The 255-nt window shown below is 47.1% G+C and carries 1 rRNA gene; it reads left to right on the top strand.

Annotated features, from left to right (window positions below):
• Nucleotides 1-255, top strand: a 23S ribosomal RNA gene (locus tag HPK16_RS16675); the annotation flags it as partial.

The raw sequence follows: 255 nt of genomic DNA, 5'->3' as shown, positions 1-255 counted from the left end.
CGAATGGGGGAACCCACTATCTTTAGTCGGATAGTATCCTTACGTGAATACATAGCGTAAGGAAGGCAGACCCAGGGAACTGAAACATCTAAGTACCTGGAGGAAGAGAAAGAAAAATCGATTTCCTGAGTAGCGGCGAGCGAAACGGAAAGAGCCCAAACCAAGAAGCTTGCTTCTTGGGGTTGTAGGACACTCTATACGGAGTTACAAAAGAAAGTGGTAAACGAAGTGGTCTGGAAAGGCCCGCCAAAGAAG

This window comes from Paenilisteria rustica (assembly GCF_013820765.1).
Lineage (GTDB): Bacteria > Bacillota > Bacilli > Lactobacillales > Listeriaceae > Listeria_A > Listeria_A rustica.
Note: the sequence above shows the minus strand (reverse complement) of the source record. Positions and strands in the feature narration are given on the sequence as shown.